The 18,171-nt window shown below is 65.7% G+C and carries 17 protein-coding genes; 2 read left to right on the forward strand and 15 right to left on the reverse strand.

Annotated features, from left to right (window positions below; all coding sequences use genetic code 11):
- Positions 1 to 217: 217 nt before the first annotated feature.
- From hutG to OU419_RS26375, 8 genes are all read right to left on the reverse strand, one after another.
- Positions 218 to 1,021, reverse strand: coding sequence for an N-formylglutamate deformylase (gene hutG, locus OU419_RS26340; RefSeq protein WP_254476190.1), 804 nt, complete (start codon positions 1,019 to 1,021; stop codon positions 218 to 220).
- Positions 1,014 to 2,222, reverse strand: a complete 1,209-nt coding sequence (gene hutI / locus OU419_RS26345; protein ID WP_254476189.1) for an imidazolonepropionase — start codon at positions 2,220 to 2,222, stop codon at positions 1,014 to 1,016. Before hutI ends, hutG begins: the two co-directional genes overlap by 8 nt.
- A complete protein-coding gene (hutH, locus tag OU419_RS26350) occupies positions 2,219 to 3,751 on the reverse strand; it encodes a histidine ammonia-lyase (protein WP_254476187.1) in 1,533 nt (510 codons plus the stop codon). The genes hutI and hutH (OU419_RS26350) overlap by 4 nt, the downstream gene beginning before the upstream one ends.
- A gap of 57 nt (positions 3,752 to 3,808) precedes the next feature.
- Positions 3,809 to 4,624, reverse strand: coding sequence for a quaternary amine ABC transporter ATP-binding protein (locus tag OU419_RS26355; RefSeq protein WP_254476185.1), 816 nt, complete (start codon positions 4,622 to 4,624; stop codon positions 3,809 to 3,811).
- Complete coding sequence (locus OU419_RS26360; RefSeq protein WP_254476183.1) at positions 4,621 to 5,475, reverse strand: ABC transporter permease; 855 nt, start codon at positions 5,473 to 5,475, stop codon at positions 4,621 to 4,623. Before OU419_RS26360 ends, OU419_RS26355 begins: the two co-directional genes overlap by 4 nt.
- A 65-nt stretch (positions 5,476 to 5,540) precedes the next feature.
- A complete protein-coding gene (locus OU419_RS26365) occupies positions 5,541 to 6,449 on the reverse strand; it encodes an ABC transporter substrate-binding protein (RefSeq protein WP_408004974.1) in 909 nt (302 codons plus the stop codon).
- A gap of 377 nt (positions 6,450 to 6,826) precedes the next feature.
- A complete protein-coding gene (gene hutU, locus OU419_RS26370) occupies positions 6,827 to 8,494 on the reverse strand; it encodes a urocanate hydratase (protein ID WP_254476179.1) in 1,668 nt (555 codons plus the stop codon).
- A gap of 386 nt (positions 8,495 to 8,880) precedes the next feature.
- Complete coding sequence (locus OU419_RS26375; RefSeq protein WP_254476177.1) at positions 8,881 to 9,897, reverse strand: ABC transporter substrate-binding protein; 1,017 nt, start codon at positions 9,895 to 9,897, stop codon at positions 8,881 to 8,883.
- A 237-nt stretch (positions 9,898 to 10,134) separates the two neighbouring features.
- On the opposite strand from OU419_RS26375, the gene hutH (OU419_RS26380) reads away from it, so the two are divergent.
- A complete protein-coding gene (hutH, locus tag OU419_RS26380) occupies positions 10,135 to 11,664 on the forward strand; it encodes a histidine ammonia-lyase (RefSeq protein ID WP_254476175.1) in 1,530 nt (509 codons plus the stop codon).
- Between the two features lie 148 nt (positions 11,665 to 11,812).
- Here the strand turns inward: hutH (OU419_RS26380) and OU419_RS26385 are convergent, their stop codons facing one another.
- Together OU419_RS26385 and hutC are read right to left on the reverse strand one after the other, a co-directional pair.
- Positions 11,813 to 12,403 (reverse strand): HutD/Ves family protein, encoded by a 591-nt coding sequence (locus tag OU419_RS26385; protein ID WP_254476174.1) that lies wholly within the window; start codon positions 12,401 to 12,403, stop codon positions 11,813 to 11,815.
- Positions 12,400 to 13,110, reverse strand: coding sequence for a histidine utilization repressor (gene hutC, locus OU419_RS26390; protein ID WP_254476325.1), 711 nt, complete (start codon positions 13,108 to 13,110; stop codon positions 12,400 to 12,402). Before hutC ends, OU419_RS26385 begins: the two co-directional genes overlap by 4 nt.
- Positions 13,111 to 13,407: 297 nt before the next feature.
- Between hutC and OU419_RS26395 the strand changes: the two genes are divergently transcribed.
- Positions 13,408 to 14,772: a formimidoylglutamate deiminase gene (locus OU419_RS26395; protein WP_254476172.1), complete on the forward strand. Its 1,365-nt coding sequence runs from the start codon at positions 13,408 to 13,410 to the stop codon at positions 14,770 to 14,772.
- 160 nt (positions 14,773 to 14,932) lie between these two features.
- On the opposite strand, the gene OU419_RS26400 is transcribed toward OU419_RS26395, so the two are convergent.
- From OU419_RS26400 to gloA, 5 genes are all read right to left on the reverse strand, one after another.
- The gene (locus OU419_RS26400; protein ID WP_254476170.1) at positions 14,933 to 15,484 is read right to left on the reverse strand and encodes a lipocalin family protein; all 552 of its coding nucleotides are present in this window, start codon (positions 15,482 to 15,484) and stop codon (positions 14,933 to 14,935) included.
- 34 nt (positions 15,485 to 15,518) lie between these two features.
- Positions 15,519 to 15,773, reverse strand: a complete 255-nt coding sequence (bamE, locus tag OU419_RS26405) for an outer membrane protein assembly factor BamE domain-containing protein (RefSeq protein ID WP_254476168.1) — start codon at positions 15,771 to 15,773, stop codon at positions 15,519 to 15,521.
- Positions 15,774 to 15,846: 73 nt separating this feature from the next.
- Positions 15,847 to 16,455 carry a DUF924 family protein gene (locus OU419_RS26410; protein WP_254476166.1) on the reverse strand — a complete coding sequence of 203 codons (609 nt, stop codon included), beginning with the start codon at positions 16,453 to 16,455 and terminating at the stop codon, positions 15,847 to 15,849.
- A complete protein-coding gene (locus OU419_RS26415) occupies positions 16,455 to 17,468 on the reverse strand; it encodes a class 1 fructose-bisphosphatase (RefSeq protein ID WP_254476165.1) in 1,014 nt (337 codons plus the stop codon). Before OU419_RS26415 ends, OU419_RS26410 begins: the two co-directional genes overlap by 1 nt.
- 147 nt (positions 17,469 to 17,615) lie before the next feature.
- Positions 17,616 to 18,146 (reverse strand): lactoylglutathione lyase, encoded by a 531-nt coding sequence (gloA, locus tag OU419_RS26420; protein ID WP_254476163.1) that lies wholly within the window; start codon positions 18,144 to 18,146, stop codon positions 17,616 to 17,618.
- Positions 18,147 to 18,171: the final 25 nt, after the last annotated feature.

Here is an 18,171-nt window from a genome sequence, read left to right on the forward strand (position 1 = left end):
AACATTGGGAATGCCCGAACCAAAGCACCGCTTTGATGGGAGTTCGCTTGGCAGGGCGATGTTTGCCACCCCGGAACCCCAGGCCAAGGAGCAGCTGATGCAACGCCGCTTCGAAGAAAAGACAGCCGCCTGCCGCTCCAGGAGAAGCGCCGCCGGGATGCGTGGGCCGGCGGCGCCGCGCCGACAAGACCCGGCACGGCAGGCGACTGCGTAAAACTCAGCGCCCGTAGCGCTCGCGGCCCCAGGCAATGAAGGTTTCCAGCATCCGGCGAATTACCTGCGCGGTCGGCCCGGCGAGATCGTCGCGGTAGCCGAACGGCGCCTGTTCATCCATGTAGTTGCACTGCGCGAGCTCCAGTTGCACCGCGTGCACGTTGTCCCCTGGCTGACCGTAGTGGCGGGTGATGTACCCGCCCTTGAAGCGCCCGTTGAGGATGTGCCGGTAGGCCGGGGCGGCGGCGCACACCGCAAGCAGCCGCTCGGCCAGCTCCGCATCGCAGCTCGCGCCGCTGTTGGTGCCGATGTTGAAGTCCGGCAGCTTGCCGTCGAACAGATGCGGAATGACCGAGCGAATCGAGTGCGCATCCCACAACAGCGCGTAGCCGAACTCCGCCTTCAGCCGTGCCAGTTCGTCGGCCAGGGTCTGGTGATAGGGCGCCCAGACCTCCGCGAGATAGCGCGCTCGCTCCTCGGCGGAGGGCGTCTGGTCATCCTTGAACAGCGGGCGGCCGTCGAACAGAGTTTCCGGGTAGAGACCGGTGGTGGCCGTGCTGTACAGCGGCTTGTCGTCGGCCGGGCGGTTGAGGTCGATGACGTAGCGCGAATAGCCGGCGGCCAGGGTGCTGGCGCCCAGCTCCTCGGCGAAGTCATAGAGTTGCGGGATGTGCCAGTCGGTATCGGCCAATTCGCGCGCCTCCTCCACCAGCCCGCGCTCCACTGCCGGAGTCAGGCGCAGACCGGGGTGCGGCATGCTGATCAGCAACGGTACGCGGCCGCGCTTGAAGTCGAGAACCTTATCCACGGGAGGCAATCTCCTCTGCGTGACGAATGACACGCTTGGGCAGATCACCGCCGAGCCAGTAGGCCAGTTCGGCGGGGCGCTGGATGTCCCAGGCGATGAAGTCGGCGACCTTGCCCACCTCCAGGCTGCCGTGGCTGTCAGCCATGCCCAGCGCGCGGGCGGCGTTAAGGGTGACGCCGGCCAGTGCCTCTTCCGGAGTCAGGCGGAACGAGGTGCAGGCCATGTTCAGCATCAGGCGCAGCGATAGCGCCGGCGAGGTGCCGGGGTTCAGGTCGCTGGCCACGGCGATGGCCACGCCATGCCTGCGCAGGGCATCCACCGGTGGTAGCCGGGTTTCGCGCAGGACGAAGAAGGCGCCCGGCAGTAGCACCGCCACGGTGCCCGCCTCGGCCATCGCGATGGCATCTTCCTCGGTCATGAATTCCAGATGATCGGCGGACAGCGCGCCGTAACGCGCCGCGAGGCTGGAGCCGTGCAGGGACGACAACTGTTCGGCATGCAGCTTCACCGGCAGGCCGAGGCGTTGCGCGGCCTGGAAAACCCGCTCCACCTGCGCTGGGGAGAACGCCAGGTGCTCGCAGAAGGCGTCCACCGCATCCACCAGCCCTTCGGCCGCCAGCGCGGGAAGAATGTGGCTGCACACCTGCTCGATGTAATCGTCGGCGCGGCCGGCGTACTCCGGCGGCAACGCGTGGGCCGAAAGGCAGGTGGTACGCACCGTTACCGGCAGCTCCTGTTCCAGGCGGCGGGCGACGCGCAGCATCCGCCGCTCGCTGTCCAGATCCAGGCCATAACCGGATTTCACCTCCAGCACGGTCACACCATCGGCCAGCAACGGGCGGGCGCGCCTGACGGCGCTGGCCAGCAGCTCCTCCTCGCTGGCCTCGCGGGTGGCGCGCACGGTACTGGCGATGCCTCCGCCGGCGGCGGCGATCTCGGCGTAGCTGACGCCATTCAGGCGCTGCTCGAATTCGGCGCTGCGGTCACCAGCGAACACCAGGTGCGTATGGCAGTCGATGAACCCCGGCGTCACCCAGGCACCGCGCAGGTCGGTGCTCTGTACCGGGCGCTCGGGCAGGTCGGCGCGCGGGCCGATCCAGGTGATGCGCTCGCCCTCGGTGATGATCGCCGCGTCCTCGATGATCGAGTAGCGACCATCGCGCATCGTCGCCGCGTGGCAGTGGTGCCAGAGGTGTTTCATTGCAGCCTCCCGATGCTCGCGCCGATGCTGCGCAGTGCGGCGGGTTCGGCCAGCAGCGCGGCTGCGCGGGCGATGTCCGGCGCCAGCCAGCGATCACTGTCATAGGCTGGCACCCGCTCGCGCAACAGGCTCCAGGCGCAATCGGTGCCCATGCCGAAACGCTGCGGCTTGAGGAACTCGAACGCCTGGGCGGCCAGCAGGTACTCGATTGCGAGAATCTGCGTGCAGTTGGCGATGACCTTGCCGAGCTTCAGCGCGGCGCTGGTGCCCAGGCTCAGATGGTCTTCCTGCAGGCCGGAGGTGACGAAATTGTCCACCACCGCCGGCTGCGCCAACTGGCGGTTCTCACCGGCCAGCGAGGCGGCGACGTACTGCACGATCATCATCCCGGAGTTCACCCCGGGCTGGCTGACCAGGAACGCCGGCAGACCGCTGACCAGCGGATTGATCAGGCGATCCAGGCGGCGCTCGGCGACTCCGCCCAGCTCGGCCACGGCGATGGCCAGGAGGTCGGCGGCCATCGCCACCGACTCGCCGTGCGGGTTGGCCTGGGAGACCACGCGGTAATCATCCGGAATGCCCAGCACCAGGGGGTTGTCGGTGGCGGAATTCAGCTCCGTCTCGATCTGCCGTGCGGCATGGGCCAACTGGTCGCGCACCGCGCCGTGGATCTGCGGCATGGAGCGGATACTCAGCGCATCCTGGGTGCGGATGCCCTTGCTGGCGGCGATCACCTCGCTGCCTTCGAGCAGCGCCCGCAAGTTCGCGCCGACTACCTGCATGCCCGGGTGCGGCTTGAGCGCGATGACCTCGGCGTCGAAGGCGTCGATCTGCCCGCGCAACGCCTCGAAGCTCATCGCCCCGATCACGTCGGACCACTGCGCCAGGCGCGTTGCGTCGTCCAGTGCCAGGCAGCTCAGTCCGGTCATGCAGGGGGTGCCGTTGACCAGGCACAGCCCGTCCTTGGCGCTCAGTTGCACCGGCTCCAGTCCCTCGGCGGCCAGGGCCTGGGCGGCGGGGACGACCTCGCCGCGATAGCTCACCTCACCAATCCCCAGTAACGCCACGCCGACATGGGCCATATGGGTCAGATATCCCACCGAGCCCTGGGACGGAACGCGCGGCGTGATACCGTGGTTGAGCAGCGCCAGCAACGCCTCGACCACCCGGCGATGCAGGCCGGACTTGCCGTGGCTGTAGTTGGTGATGGCCGCGCAGATGATCGCGCGGGTCTGTTCGTCCTTCAGCGGCTCGCCGACACCACAGGCGTGGCTGAGCAGTGTGTTGCGCGAAAGCTGCGCCAGTTGCTCGCCTTGCAGCACCACATTGCACAGCGCGCCCAGGCCGGTATTGATGCCATAGGCCCGCTCTCCCCGGCTGACGATGCGCTCGACGATGCCGCGGGCATTGTCGATGCGCGCCCAGGCGGCCGGCGCCAGCTCCAGGCGCGCGCCATGCCGGGCAACGGCGACCAGCTCCTGCCAACGCAGCGGCCCGTTGCCGAGAATGACCGAGGAAGACGACGACATGCAGAGGCTCCTTGTGTGGGGCATGCCGGGGAGCGCCCTCCCCGGCCGGAAAAGGGTTTACAGCGCGGCGACGCGGCGCTGAACGAAACGGTCCACGTACTCGTCGGCAGGCTTGTGGAGGATGTCTGCCGGCGCACCGACCTGGATCAGTTGGCCGTCCTTGAGGATGGCGATGCGGTTGCCGATGCGTACGGCTTCGTCGAGGTCGTGGGTGATGAAAACGATGGTCTTGTGCAGGGTCTTCTGCAGCTCCAGCAACTGGTCCTGCATGTCGGCACGGATCAGCGGGTCGAGGGCGCTGAAGGCTTCGTCCATGAGGATGATATCGGTGTCTGCAGCCAGCGCACGGGCCAGGCCGACACGCTGGCGCATGCCGCCGGAGAGTTGGTGCGGATAAGACTTCTCGTAGCCCTTGAGCCCCACGGTGGCGATCCAGTGCAGCGCGCGCTCCTGGCATAGCGCCTTGCTCTCGCCGCGGATCTTCAGGCCATAGGCGACGTTGTCGAGCACGTTCTTGTGCGGCAGCAGGCCGAAGCTCTGGAACACCATGCTGATCTTGCGCCGGCGAAAGTTCTCCAGCGCTGCCGCGTCATAGGCGAGGACATTCTCGCCGTCCACCAGGATCTGCCCGCTGGTGGGGTCGATCAGGCGGTTGAAGTGGCGCACCAGGGTCGACTTGCCGGAGCCGGACAGCCCCATGATGACGAAGATTTCCCCTGCCTCGATGGACAGCGAGAGGTCGTTGACGCCGACCACGCAGTCGGTGGCGGCCAGCACCTCGGCCTTGCTCTTGCCCTGGCGGATCATCGCCAGCGCCGCATCGGCGCGGGCACCGAAGATCTTGTAGACGTTCTTGACCTGGATCTTGCTCATTTGCTGGCCTCGTGGTGGCGCGAGCGGCCGTAGGCCTGGGTGATGCGGTCGATGACCACGGCGAGGATGACGATCGCCAGGCCCGCCTCCAGGCCCTTGCCGACGTTGAGGGTCTGGATGCCCACCAGCACGTCCTCGCCCAGGCCACGGGCACCGATCATCGAGGCGATCACCACCATCGACAGCGCCATCATGGTGGTCTGATTGATGCCGGCCATGATGCTCGGCAGCGCCAGCGGCAACTGCACGCCGAACAGTTGCTGGCGGCGGTTGGCGCCGAAGGCGGTGATCGCCTCCATCACCTCGCGGTCGACCTGGCGGATGCCCAGGTCGGTGAGACGGATCAGCGGCGGCGCGGCGTAGATCACGGTGGCGAAGATCGCCGGCACCTTGCCCAGGCCGAACAGCATCAGCACCGGGATCAGGTACACGAAACTGGGCATGGTCTGCATGATGTCCAGCAGCGGCAGCAGCACGGCGCGGAAGCGGTCGCTGCGGGCGGCGAGGATACCCAGCGGGATGCCGATCAGCACCGAGATGATGGTGGCGACCATCATCAGCGCGAGTGTCTGCATCAGCTTGTCCCACAGCCCCACCGCGCCGACCAGGAACAGCAGCCCGACGATCACCACCGTCGGCAGCACGCGCCGGGTGGCATGCCAGGCGATGCCGGCGACGATGGCCAGCATCAGCCACCAGGGCGTGGCGCGCAGCAGGCTTTCAAGATTGACGATGGCCCACAGCAGGGTGTCGGAGATGTGGCGGAACACGTCGCCGTAGTTGGTGACCAGGGCATCGACCCAGCCGTTGACCCAGTCGGCGATGGAGAAGGTGAAGCGCTCGGGGAACATGGCTCGTTCTCGCTAGTGATGCGTCGTGCACGAGGGAGCGCAGGCTCCCTCGCCGTTCTTCGGGCTCAGAGCGCGGCGTCGATCTTCTTCGCCGCGTCGTCGCTCACCCAGGTGTGCCACAACTCCGGGTGCTCCTTCAGGAAAGCCTTGGCCAGCTTGTCAGAGGACAGTTTCTCCTTGGCCATCTTCGCCAGGTTCTGGTTCAGCAGGTCGATCGGCAGATTGACCTTCTCCAGCACGGCCACCAGTTCCGGGGCCTGGTCGTGGAAGGTGCGCGACAGGCCGACCTGGATCTTCACATCCTTGTTCACGCCCGGCTCGTCCAGTTTCACCAGGTCCGCCTGCCCCATCAGCGGCGTCGGCGACCAGTAATAGAAGAGGATAGGCTCCTTGCGCTTGTAGCTCGACAGCACCGCCGCATCCAGGGCCGGGCCGGTGCCGGGACGGAAGTTGGTGTACTTGTCCTCCAGGCCGTACTTCTTGAGCATCTCGGAGTTTTCCAGCTCACAGGTCCAGCCGGCCGGGCAGTTGTAGAAGCGGCCCTTGCCCGGCTCTTCCGGATCGCGGAACAGCTCGGCGTACTGGCCAAGGTCGGTGACGGCCTTGAGGTTCGGCGCCTTGGCTTCGATGTTGCGCGCCTTGTCACCCTCGATCACGAAGCGCGGCACGTACCAGCCTTCGGTGGCACCGACGATGGGCGCGCCCACTCCGACCACCTTGTTGGCGGCGGCGGCCTTGTTCCAGGCATCGCTGCGGCCGACCCATTCTTCGCTGAAGATCTGTATGTCGTTGTTGGCCAGCGCCTGCTCCATCGTGATGGAGTTGCCCGGCAGGCTATCGGTTTCGCAGCCGTAGCCGTTCTTGAGGATGAACTGCATGACGTCGGTGAGCAGCATGCCGCTCTCCCAGTTCAGACCGGCGAACTTCACCGGCTTGCCACTCTCGCACCAGCCGGCGGCCTGGGCCGACGTCATCGAGCCGAGCAGTCCGGCAGAAAGAAACAGGCCCAGCAGAGTCTTCTTGGTGTTGTTCATCTGATGCTCCTAAACGTGAATGAGGTTGGGCAGTGCAAGGGCCGCGTCGGCGAACGAGCAGAGCGGCCGGGCCGATCTGTTCAGGTGCCGGCCTTTCGCCCCGGCATTGCCCGGACGTCGCGTCGGGCGGGCAAACGGAGCACGGCCAAAGCCGTGCGGCCGCCTGGTGATCCACGGCACTCGACCAGGGGTCTGGAGCTATCGCGGGCCTGGGACATCGTCGTTCTCCCGGAGGTTCTTGTTATGTCGAAGCTATTGCTGCGCAGCGAGCCGACGCGCCACGCTGCGCGGTTTCTCGCTGCCTGGTCCCGGCGGAACTACCTGCCGGTGATCATCGGCAGGTTCAGGCCCTGCTCCCTGGCGCAGTCGATGGCGATCTGGTAACCGGCATCCGCGTGGCGCATCACGCCAGTCCCCGGGTCGTTGGTCAGCACGCGGGCGATGCGCGCGGCGGCTTCGTCGGTGCCATCGCAGACGATCACCATCCCCGAATGCTGGGAGAAGCCCATGCCCACTCCGCCGCCGTGGTGCAGCGAAACCCAGGTGGCGCCGCTGGCGGTGTTGAGCAGGGCGTTGAGCAGCGGCCAGTCGGACACGGCGTCGGAGCCGTCCTGCATGGCCTCGGTCTCTCGGTTCGGGCTGGAGACCGAGCCGGAATCCAGGTGGTCGCGGCCAATCACGATCGGCGCCTTCAACTCGCCGCTGCGGACCATCTCGTTGAACGCCAGGCCCAGCCTGGCGCGCTGGCCCAGGCCGACCCAGCAGATGCGCGCCGGCAGGCCCTGGAAGCTGATGCGCTCCCTGGCCATGTCCAACCAGCGGTGCAGGTGCGCATCGCCAGGGATCAGCTCCTTGACCTTCGCGTCGGTCTTGTAGATGTCCTCGGCATCGCCCGACAGCGCAGCCCAGCGGAACGGGCCGATGCCACGGCAAAACAGCGGACGGATGTAGGCCGGGACGAAGCCGGGGAAGTCGAAGGCGTTGGCCACGCCCTCTTCCTTGGCCATCTGGCGGATGTTGTTGCCATAGTCGAAGGTCGGCACACCCTGCTTCTGGAAGTCGAGCATGGCCTGCACGTGGACTGCCATCGACTGTTTGGCGGCCTTGACCACTGCCGCCGGTTCGGTCTGCGCGCGGTCGCGGTACTGTTCCCAGGTCCAGCCGGCCGGCAGGTAGCCGTTGAGCGGGTCGTGGGCTGAGGTCTGGTCGGTGACCATATCCGGGCGCACGCCACGGCGCACCAGCTCCGGGAGAATCTCGGCGGCGTTGCCATACAGGGCAATCGAGATTGCCTTGCCCTCGCCGGTGTAGCGGGCGATGCGCGCCAGGGCGTCGTCGAGGTCAGTGGCCTGCTCGTCGACATAGCGGGTCTTGAGGCGGAAGTCGATGCGGCTCTGCTGGCACTCGATGTTCAGCGAGCAGGCGCCGGCCAGGGTCGCCGCCAATGGCTGGGCACCCCCCATGCCGCCCAGGCCGGCGGTGAGGACCCAACGCCCCTTGAGATTGCCGTCGTAGTGCTGGCGACCGGCTTCGACGAAGGTTTCGTATGTGCCCTGGACGATCCCCTGGCTGCCAATGTAGATCCACGAGCCTGCGGTCATCTGCCCGTACATCGCCAGGCCCTTGGCATCCAGCTCGTTGAAGTGCTCCCAGGTCGCCCAGTGCGGCACCAGATTGGAGTTGGCGATCAACACGCGCGGGGCGTTGGCGTGGGTCTTGAACACGCCGACCGGCTTGCCGGACTGCACCAGGAGGGTCTCGTCGTCGTTCAGCTCCTTCAGGGTGGCAACGATCCTGTCATAGCACTCCCAGTTGCGCGCGGCGCGGCCGATGCCGCCGTACACCACCAACTCCTTCGGATTCTCCGCGACTTCCGGGTCGAGGTTGTTCATCAGCATGCGCAGCGGAGCTTCGGTCAGCCAGCTCTTGGCGTTCAATTGAGTGCCGCGCGGGGCACGGATTTCGACGTCGCGGAATTTGGTCACGGAAGGCTCCTTCGCTTGCTCGGATCGGTGGCCGCCAGGGCGCAGGGCGGCAGGGCGGTTCGGGCGAGGGCATCGAGAGACTCGCCACCCTCATGTCTATGCTTGTATGTACAAGTATAAGCAAAGGTAAGGCCAACCCTGTCCGCACAGCCGCCGCCAGCCCCGGAAGAAATAGCAAGCAATTGATTTGAAAGGACTAAAAATCAAATCAGAAGGAATGAGCAAACGTCCCGGAGAGCGCCATCACTCGGTATCACGCACCAGAAAGGAGCCTGCCTGCCCGCTTTCGTTGCGTTCGGTAACATCGTCCGCTACGAAGGGATACAGCTTGTATAGACAACCAAGAAACAGAGAAACCACTCCTGCCGCGAGTGGCATTGCGGGGCTCACTTCAAGGCCGCGTCGATCCGCCCCGCCGCATCCGCGGACACCCATGTCGACCACAGCTCCCGGTGCTGACGGAAGAACTGCTCGCGCACCTTGGACACATCCAGATGGTGCTGGGCCATGTTCGCCAGCAGCGCGTTGAACATCGGCAGCGGCAGCTCGACTTTCTCGAACACCTGCACCAGCTGTGGCGCCCTGTCGTGGAAGTCCCGCGACACGCCGATGCTGATCTTCGCCGGCAGCGAGCGCGAGCCCTTGGGATTCGGGTTGTTCGGGTCGGTCAGGGTCTGCCAGGCCGCCTCGTCGAACGGTGGCTCCTCCAGTTGCACCAGCTTGAAGCGCCCGAGCAGCGGAGTCGGCGCCCAGTAATAGAAGAGCACCGGCCTGCCCTGGGCGATGGCCGAGCTGATCGCCGCATCCAGCGCCGGGCCGGCACCGGTGCGGAAGTTCACGTAGCTGCCGTCCAGGCCGTAGGCCTTGAGCTTCTGCGTGTTGACGATCTCGCAGGTCCAGCCCGTGGGGCAGTTGTAGAAGCGGCCCTTGTCCGGCTCCTCGTCGTCGCGGAACAGCGCCTTGTACTTCGGCAGGTCGCTCACCGACTTCAAGCCTGGAGCGGCGGCCGCGATGCCACGCCTGGCATCGCCATGCACCACGTAGTCCGGCACCCACCAGCCTTCGCTGGCACCCTTCACCGTCTCGCCCACGGAGAACACCTCGCCGGCCTTCTCGGCCTGCTGCCACACGGTGCTGCGCCCAGCCCACTGTTCGCCGGTGACCTGGATGTCGTTCTGCCTCAGCGCATTCTCCATCGTCACAGTGTTGCCTGGCACCGCGTCGGTCTTGCAGCCATAGCCCTTTTCCAGAATGAAGCGCAGCACCTCGGTAGTGAACATCCCGCTTTCCCAGTTCAGCCCGGCGAACACTACCGGCTTCGGATAGGGACAATCGGCGGCAAGGGTCTGGGCGCACAGACCGAATGCGAACAGCACGGCCAACAGGCAGCGGATGGCGGACATGGCGAGTTCTCCAGGCGCGTCGGTGTCCCATAGGGTTTAGCCGCCGATCCACGATTTGCCCATGACCACCGGACTGGAAATGCCACCGACGGTGACATTCACTGGACACGAGTGGCCACGGAAAAACGCCCAAGGTTGGCCGGACAGGCCCTGGCGCCTAATGGCATAGCGCTTGCTATACCTGTATATACAGGAAACGACCGCAGTAACACTCCACCGAATCAGGTACACGCCGCCATGCCCGAAACCCTGCTCCTTGCGCCCGGCCGCTTCGATCTCGACCAACTGCGCGCCATCTACCAGCACCAGAGTCCCCTGCAACTGGCCGACGAGTGCCGCGCAGCCATCCTGCACAGCGCACAGACAGTCAGCCAGATCATCGCCGGCCAGCGCACCGTCTACGGCATCAACACCGGCTTCGGGCTGCTGGCGCGCACCTCGATCGCCGAGGACCGGTTGGCCACCCTGCAGCGCAACCTGATCCTCTCGCACTGCACCGGCACCGGCCCGCTGCTCGACGATGCCAGCGTGGCGCTGATCATGGCACTGAAGATCGGCTCACTGGCGCGTGGCTTCTCCGGGGTCGGCCTGCCGGTGATCGAGACGCTGCTCAAGCTCTACCAGGCGCGGGTCTACCCGTGCATTCCGTCCCAGGGCTCGGTGGGCGCCTCGGGCGATCTGGCGCCGTTGGCGCACATGTCCGCCACCCTGCTGGGCGTGGGCCAGGTGCGCCACGAAGGTCGCATGCTCGACGCGCTGGAAGGGCTCCGTATCGCCGGCGCCGAGCCACTCAACCTCGGCCCGAAGGAGGGCCTGGCACTGATCAATGGCACCCAGGTATCCACGGCGCTGGCCTTGCGCGGCCTGTTCGCGGCGGAACGGCTGTTCGTTTCGGCGGTGGTCGCCGGCAGCCTGACAGTGGAAGCACTGAAGGGCTCGTTCGTTCCGTTCGACGCGCGCATCCAGGAAGTGCGCGGCCAGCCAGGACAGATTGCCGTCGCGGCGCTGTATCGCGAACTGCTGCACGACAGCCAGATCAACCAGTCGCATATCGACTGCAAGCGCGTGCAGGACCCATATTCGCTGCGCTGCCAGCCGCAGGTGATGGGTGCCTGCCTGGATCATCTGCGCTTCGCCGCCGGGGTATTCCTGCGCGAAGCCAACGCCGTTTCCGACAACCCGCTGGTATTCAGCGACGACGGCGACGTGCTGTCCGGTGGCAACTTCCACGCCGAACCGGTGGCGATGGCAGCCGACGTGCTGGCGCTGGCGATTGCCGAAATTGGCGCGCTATCGGAACGACGCATCGCGCAACTGGTGGACCCGGCGATGTCCGGCCTGCCGGCTTTCCTGGTCAAGGAAGGCGGTTTGAATTCCGGCTTCATGATCGCCCAGGTCACCTCGGCGGCACTGGCCTCGGAGAACAAGAGCCTGGCGCACCCGGCCTCGGTGGACAGCCTGCCGACCTCGGCCAATCAGGAAGACCACGTGTCGATGGCGACCTTCGCCGCCCGCCGCCTGCTGGATATGGCCAGCAACAGCGCCGGGGTGGTTGCCATCGAGTTGCTCGCGGCGGCGCAGGGCGTGGATTTCCACGCACCGCTGCAAAGCTCGCCGCAACTTCAGCAAGTGCGCACACTGATCCGCAGCCAGGTGCCGCACTACGCGCAGGATCGATACTTCGCCCCGGACATCGCCGCCGCACGGGCCTGGGTCGAGGATGGGGTGATGAGCCGGTGGGTCGGTTACGCACGGTTGTACGACTGACACGACAGCCGAGAGCCCTCCGCCTTACCCGCGCGCAGCGATGCCCATGCGGATCGCCGCGCAGTGATTGATGGGTATCGCCTCGCTCCACGCCCGGCCTCCCATCTGATCCCAATTGGAAAGGGCGCCTCTCGGCGCCCTTTCTTGTTCAATGTGCTTCGAGTTCGATCACGCAGACATCTGCACTTCCCGCCACTGTCAGCCGCCACTCGCGCAACGCCCCATCACCCTCGGCGACCAGCGTGTCATGCAACCCCAGCACGCCGCTCGCTGCGGCGTCGAGGCTGACATGGAGGCCCTCCCCTGCACTGAACAGCAGCACCGTCGAAGCGCTGCTGAAGAAATGCGCCACGCCATCCACCTTCTGCCATTGCAGCCGCGCGCGATAGCGGGTCGGCGAGTAGATCAGGTTGAAGTCGCGGATCGCACCGCCGAGCAAAGTGCACTCCACCGCACTGGCACCATCGAAGGCGAAGGCATCCTGGGCGCGCAGATCGCGGGAGTCGAGGCCGTCCACGTTCAGCCGCATGCCCTCGCCCTCCAGCACACTGATGATGCGCTGGTAGCCGGTGAAGGCAGAGAACGGGCCGGGTGCGCCGACATCGGCGATGGAAACCCGCCAGCCGAATCCTCCGAGGCCATCGCCGGCATCGCGGACAATCTCGCGAGTGGTGCCTGCGCCGTTCTTCCACGGCATCGCCGGGTAGCTGGCTGCGCGCAGCAGCTTGATGGCGGTCATGAACTGAAGCGTCCTTCCAGGCGGTAGCGCGAGCCCGGGTAGAGCAGGCGTGCGCTGGTCACAGTGTTGCGTCCCGACCAGGTGCGCCGGCGAATCAGCAGGCACGGCTCATGGCGGTCAATGGACAGCAGCTTGCACTCCTCGGGGCTGGGCAGCACCGCCTCGACCACGTGCTCGCCTTCGCTCAGCGGCGCAACCTGCGTGAGGTAGGCAAAGGGTGTCTGCCCGGTGAAGTCCTGTTTCATATAGTCCGGCGCCACGGCGGCGTTCACGTAGCGGTCTTCGATCTGCACCGGCACTTCGTTCTCATAGTGCACGATGAGCGAGTGGAAGATGCGCTGCCCTTCGCGCACATCCAGCGCCAGCGCGCGCTCGGCGGTCGCCAGTTCCTCCACCAGGCTGATCACCACGCAGTGGTGCTTGTGGCCGCGGGCGGTGATTTCCTCGGCGATATTCTGCACCTGGAACAGCGCCGACTGACCTTTGGGCTCGGCGACAAAAGTGCCCACGCCCTGCATCCGCACCAGCAAGCCGTCGGCGGTCAGTTCGCGCAGGGCGCGGTTTATGGTCATGCGGCTGACGCCCAGTTCATTGACCAGTTCAGCCTCGGACGGCACTCGATGGTGCGGCGGCCAGGTACCGGACTGAATCTGCTGGATGATCATCTGCTTGACCCGGGCATACAGCGGCGCGGGAATTTCCCCCATCTGCGCGGCGAGCGACGAACCCTCGGTGGGCGGGTTGGGCGTAGACGATGCGGGCACGGGAAACTCCTTGTCTGGGCGACGGTGGGCGAAGGCCTGGGGCTGAAGCGCTTTCAACGCCCTACGGCCGACGCGCGGCAGATCCTAAACAGCTTCTCCGGCATGTACCGGATTCGACCCGTGCATACAAGTCCTCCGGCGACCATCGGATCGCCTTGCAGTTTACGGTGCCGACAAACGTCTGTATATGTATATACAAATTTACCTGCTCATTCATGAGTACGCCGCGAGGACCCGCGCATGTCCGTCCTGTTCGCCGAATCCGCCCTGCTGCCCTCCGGCTGGGCGCGCAACGTCCGCTTCGAGATCGACGCAGCCGGCCTGTTCACCGCGATCACCCCGGACGCCAGCGCGGACGGCGCCGAGCGCGCCACCGGGCCGGTTCTGGCGGGTATGCCAAACCTGCATTCGCACGCTTTCCAGCGCGCAATGGCGGGCCTGGCGGAAGTCGCCGGCAACCCCAACGACAGCTTCTGGACATGGCGCGATCTGATGTACCGCCTGGTCGGCCGCCTGTCGCCCGAGCAGGTCGAGGTGATCGCCCGACAGCTGTACATCGAGATGCTCAAGGCGGGCTACACCGGCGTCGCGGAGTTCCACTATGTCCACCACGACACCGACGGTACGCCCTATGCCAACCCCGCTGAACTGGCCCTGCGCGTAAGCCAGGCGGCAACGGATGCCGGTATCGGCCTGACGCTGCTGCCGGTGCTCTACTCCCATGCCGGCTTCGGTGGCCAGGTGCCGAGCGAGGGCCAGCGGCGCTTCATCAACGGAACAGAGAATTATCTGAAGCTGATCGACGGCCTGCGTGCCCATCTGGCGAAACAGCCGCAGCAGACGCTCGGCCTGTGCTTCCATTCCCTGCGCGCAGTCACTCCACAGCAGATCGCTACGGTGCTGGACGCCGATGAGAGTGCCTGTCCGGTTCACATCCACATCGCCGAACAGCAGAAGGAAGTGGACGACTGCCTGGCCTGGAGCGGTCGCCGCCCGCTGCAATGGCTGCATGAGAACGTAGCGGTGGATGAGCGCTGGTGCCTGGTTCACGCCACCCACGCCGAGGCCGACGAAGTGACTGCAATGGCGCGTAGCGGAGCTGTTGCCGGCCTGTGCCTGACCACCGAGGCGAACCTTGGCGACGGTATCTTCCCGGCTGTCGACTACCTCGCCCAGGGCGGCCGCTTCGGTATCGGCTCGGATAGCCACGTCTCGCTCAGCGTGGTTGAGGAACTGCGCTGGCTGGAATACGGCCAGCGCCTGCGCGACCAGCGCCGCAACCGTCTCTACGGTGCCGACCAGCCGATGGTTGGCCGCACGCTGTTCGACGCCGCCCTCGCTGGCGGCGCACAGGCCCTTGGCCAGCCATGCGGCACTCTGGCGGTCGGCCGGCGCGCCGATCTGCTGGTGCTCGATGGCCGCAATCCCTACCTGCAGACGGCCAGCGGCGACGCCATTCTCAACCGCTGGCTGTTCGCTGGCGGTGATAGCCAGGTACGTGACGTGATGGTGGCCGGGCAATGGCGTGTGCGCGATGGCAGACATGCGCTGGAAGAACAGAGCGCCCGCGATTTCGCCCAGGTCCTCCGCGAACTGCTCGACTGACCCAAACGCCTTTGCAGGATGGCGTGGAGCGCAGCGATAGCCATGCAGCCTGCGCACGGCCATCGATGGTATCGCTGCGCTCCACCCACCCTACGTCGAGGCAGCCGGTGGATTCTGGAAATGCCGAGCATGAAAAAACGCCCCGAGGGGCGTTTTTTCGTTACGGCGCGGCAGGTGTCTCGCTTGCCCGCCAGATCAGATCATCGGTCCGGTAACCACGCTCATGGGCCAGCTCCAGCAAGTGGGCACGGACCGCATCCGGCACCACCGGCTGACGCGAGAGCAGCCAGAGATATTCACGATTCGGGTTGCCTACCAGCGCTGTCTGGTAACCGTCATCGATGTAAAGCACCCAGTAATCCCCCTTGGCCAGGCCGGGGAAAATCCGCGTAAAGGTGTTGTCGAAGCGCACCCAGAGCTTGTCGGTCCGGCCCGGCACCTGTGCCTCGGCGCGCCCAGTGGCCTGTTCCCACTCGCCGTCGGCGGTCAGGCAGCGGTTGGTCACCGCGAGACTGGCATCGGGCTGGAGGCGGTAATGGGCTTCGGACTGCACGCAATGACGCTGGAAGAACATCGGCTTGCGCGCCAGCTCGTACCAGGTGCCCTGGTAGCGCTGCAGATCGACTTCCGCCGTGCCCGGAGGCGGTTGCGTGGAGCCGGCGCAACCGCCCAGCACGAAGAGGCAAGCCAGCCAGATGACGGATCTACGCATTCAAGCCTCCTTGGCCGCCTGCCTTCCCAGGCGCTTACTTCAGGCCCTGGGCGGAGAACAGCAGCACTTTGTCGCCAGCGTACTGGATACTGATGAAGGCCTTTTCGTCGCCCCAGGTACAACTGGAAACGCCCAGCGCGCCAGAGCACTCGGTGGGCTTGCCGAGCAGGCTTTCGACTTCGGCCTTGGTCATGCCGGTTTTGATCTTGGAATAGTTCTCCTGGTTCACTTTGCTGCAGGCAGCCAGGGCGACACAGAATGCGACGAGCGCGAGGCGGCGGAAAGACATCGACAACTCCTTGTTTTGGGGGGACTGACCAACAGCTTGGCACAGGGCCGCCTTTGCGGCCGCCGGGTTGGAGTCAGAAACGTGATCCGGGTTCCGTGAGGAACTGCGTTTCCTCGTCGCTGGACTCACGGCCGAGGATGGCGTTGCGATGGGGGAAGCGGCCGAAACGGGCGATCACTGCGCGGTGCTTCTCGGCATAGGCGAGGAAACCGGCGAACAGAACCTTCTCGGCAGCGCTGGATTCGGCTTGCAGCTCGCCGAACAGGCGCACGGCCTCATGCTGGCTGGCGATGTCTTCGGCGTGCTCCAACACCAGGTAGACGAAGACCCGCTCGATGCGCGGCAACTGGCGGTCGAGCCCCGCCGCCAGGCCCTCGCGCACCAGGCGCTGGGCACGGGCGTCACCGGCATAGGCGCGCGGCGTGTCACGGAAGATCATCCGCGGCAACTGGTCGAGCAGCAGGATCAGCGCCAGCCAGCTTTGCGGCGTCCCGGCCCAATCGTCGAGAGCACCATCCAGCGCCTGGCGAACCAGGCCGCCGAACCGGTTGTCGGTATCGACGTCCTGGCAGGCACTCTTGCCGAACCACAGCGAGTTGCGCTGCTTCGAGACTTCGAGCGCGTCGAGGGCGCTGCCGAACCACCAGTCCAGCAACGCCTGCCATTGGACCCGTGGGGCCATCAACCTTCCTTGTGGTAGGCGGTGGCGCGCTCGACTTCTTCCTTGGAGCCGAGGAACACGGCGACGCGCTGGTGCAGGTTCTCGGGCTGGATGTCGAGGATGCGCTGATGGCCGTTGGTGGCAGCGCCGCCAGCCTGTTCGATGATGAAGGACATCGGGTTGGCTTCGTACATCAGGCGCAGCTTGCCGGGCTTCTCGGGCTCGCGGGAGTCGCGCGGGTACATGAACACGCCGCCACGGGTCAGGATGCGATGCACATCGGCCACCATCGAAGCGATCCAGCGCATGTTGTAGTTCTTGCCCAGCGGGCCTTCCTTGCCAGCCAGCAGCTCGCTGACGTAGCGCTTCACAGGGGCTTCCCAGTGGCGCTCGTTGGACATGTTGATGGCGAATTCGGCGGTGCTGGTGGGAACGGTGATGTTCTCGTGGGTCAGCACGAAACTGCCCAGCTCGCGGTCCAGGGTGAAGCCCTTCACTCCGTTGCCCAGGGTCAGGATCAGCATGGTCTGCGGGCCATAGATGGCGTAGCCCGCGGCAACCTGGGTGGTGCCCGGCTGGAGGAAGGCTTCCTCACGCAGGCTGTCGTTCTGGCTCAGGTACTCGGTGGGGCAACGCAGCACGGAGAAGATGGTGCCAACCGAGACGTTGACGTCGATGTTGGAGGAACCATCCAGCGGATCGAAGACCAGCAGGTAGGCGCCCTTGGGGTACTTGCCCGGGATCTGGTAGGGGTGATCCATTTCCTCGGACGCCATGCCGGCCAGGTTGCCGGCCCACTCGTTGGCTTCCAGGAGGATTTCGTTGGAGATCACGTCCAGCTTCTTCTGCACTTCGCCCTGGACGTTCTCCGTGCCCATGCTGCCCAGTACGCCACCCAGGGCGCCCTTGGAGACGGCATGGCTGATTTCCTTGCAGGCGCGCGCTACCACCTCGACGAGGAAGCGCAGGTCGGCCGGGGTGTTGTGACTGCGGGTCTGCTCGATCAGATAGCGGCTGAGGGTAACGCGGGACATGAAAGGCTCCAGGGGAGAAGGTAGAAAAAATCAGGGCGCATTCTAGCGTGGAATCCGTCGTGACGCCTCCTGTGCGCAAGCGCCACCGAGTGCTTGGAGGCCGCCAGCCACGGGCAGTTCCCTTCCGCGTCCAGCGCGCCGCGACCTTCAGCCGCGTCCCATCTCGCCGTTGAGGTCGGCCTGGACGATCTCCACCCAGTAGCCATCGGGGTCGGCGATGAAGGCGACGTTCTTCATCCCGCGCTCCAGCGGCTTGATGAACGGTACGCCCAGGGCCTCGAAACGGGCGCAGGCGGCCTGGATGTCCGGCACGCTGAAGCAGATATGGCCGAAGCCGCGCGGTTCGCTGTTGCCGTTGTGGTACTGGCTGTCGCCGGATTCGGTTCCCCAGTTGTGGGTCAGCTCCAGCACAGATTCGCGGCCGAAGGTGTAGCGCTGGCGCTCGCCGGTATCCTCGGGCACTTCACGGCCCCTGGTGTGGGCGAGGAAGTACAGGGAGAAGCGACCCTCTTCGAAATCCAGGCGACGCAGCAGGCGCATGCCGAGTACACGGGTGTAGAAGTCCAGCGATGGCTCCGGGTTCTTCACCCGCAGCATGGTGTGGTTGAACACGTAGTCCTGGGTGACGGCTTCCGGCTCGATGCATACGCCGGGCTGGAGTTCGGTGGTGAAGGTCATGGCGGATCCTCGTGAAACGGACCGG

The sequence above is a fragment of the Pseudomonas triclosanedens genome (assembly GCF_026686735.1).
Taxonomy (GTDB): domain Bacteria; phylum Pseudomonadota; class Gammaproteobacteria; order Pseudomonadales; family Pseudomonadaceae; genus Pseudomonas; species Pseudomonas triclosanedens.